Source organism: Roseomonas sp. TS2, from assembly GCF_058833935.1.
This window is the reverse complement of record NZ_JCACVY010000342.1, coordinates 1-1674: the sequence shown is the minus strand read 5'-3', so window position 1 is coordinate 1674 and position 1674 is coordinate 1. Positions and strand designations below refer to the sequence as shown.

The window sequence follows — 1674 nt, the reverse complement described above, 5'->3', positions numbered from 1 at the left end:
CGCCAGTCCACCACCGTGCCGAACACGTCGAACACCAGGGCGCGCACATCCTGCAGCATCGTCTCTCTCCCTTGTCGTTGGCGGCCGCCGGCTAGGCCGGCATGCCGAGCTCGTCCTGCCGGCGCTTGTCCAGCTCCTCGCTGTAGCGGCGGAGCAGGTAGGAGGCCTTCAGCAGCCCCAGCACGCGGGAGGTGTCCTTCTGCTCCACCACCGCCAGCGCCTCGGCATCGGTGGCGTCGAACAGCGCCATGGCCTGCTTGGCGTTCAGCGCCGGCAGCAGCACCTGGTCCTTCAGGTGCACGAGGCCGGCCACGGTGTCGCTCTCGGCCAGCTCCGGCGCGTGCGCCTCGGCCACCAGGATCAGCCCGGCGTAGCGCTCCGCGCTGTCGAGGGCGACGACATGCGTCACCGAGCCGAGCGGGAATTCGCGGCGGAAGGAGGAGATGCGGGTGTCGTCCCGCACCGTGCGCACCTCGCGCCGCATCAGCTTGCCCACCGTCAGGTCGCGCAGCCAGCCGATGTCGTGCGCGCTGCGGATCGCCTCGCCGCGCAGGTGGAAGCGCCAGGTGGCGAAGGAGTAGCCGAACAGCCGCCGCACCGTGGTGGCCGAGACGATGACGGCCACCACCACCACCCCCGCCACGGCGAAGCTCTGCGTCGTCTCCAGCGCGATGAAGGTCATGGCGAGCGGCGCGCCGATGACGGCGGCGCCGAAGGCGCTCATGCCGATGATGGCGGCCAGCAGCGGGTCGATGGTGATGCCGAGCCAGGCGGCGGGCACCACCGCCAGCTTGCCCACCAGCGCCCCCAGCAGCAGCGAGGCGAAGAACAGCCCGCCGCGGAAGCCGGCGCCGATGGAGATGGCCGAGGCCAGCGCCTTCAGCAGCAGCAGCACGAGCAGCGGCAGGGCCGAGCCCTCCACCACGAAGGTGAGGTGCAGCGCGCCATGCCCGGCCGAGAGCACCCCCGGCGTGACCTGCGCCAGCCCCCCCACCGCCAGCCCGCCGATGGCCGGCCGCAGCCAGGCCCAGGGCACGGCGCGGCGCAGCCCGCCTTCCACCAGCGTGACGCCGCGCATCAGCGCGATGGCCGCCAGCCCGCAGAGCAGGCCGATGGCCAGCGCGAGGCCGCCATCGCCCCAATCCGGCGCGCCGAGGCCGGCGGCGGAGAGCACCGGCGTGCCGCCGCCGATCAGCGCCCCCGCCGCCGTGCCGGCCACCGCCGCGCCCAGCACGGGCGCCAGATGCGCGATGGCGTAGCTGCCGATCACCAGCTCGAAGGCATAGAAGGCGCCGGTGAGCGGCGCGTTGAAGGAGGCGGCGATGGCCCCCGCCGCGCCGCAGCCCACCAGCAGCCGCAGATCGCCCCGCCGCAGGCCGAAGGCGCGGCCGAGGCGCGAGGCGACGCCGCCGCCGGCCTGGGTGTAGGCCGCCTCCAGCCCGACCGAGGCGCCGAAGCCGTTGGAGAGCAGGTTCTGCGCCCCCACCACCACCCCGTCCCACAGCGACATGCGGCCGCCATGCAGGGCATTGGCCTCGATCGGGTCGATCGGCTGGCGCGGCCGCCAGCGGGCCAGCCCCAGCCCCAGCAGGCCCAGCAGCAGCCCGCCCGTGGCCGGCGCCAGCAGCAATACGAGAGGCTCGGCGCCCTGCAGCACGCTGAGGCCGTGCGCGC

Annotated in this window: 1 protein-coding gene; it reads right to left on the bottom strand. The window is 74.4% G+C overall.

The genetic code is table 11. The features are described from left to right. Positions 1-91 precede the first annotated feature (91 nt). The coding region (locus ACZJYS_RS24240) for a chloride channel protein (protein WP_493180634.1) at positions 92-1674 on the bottom strand (1583 nt) is incomplete at its 5' end.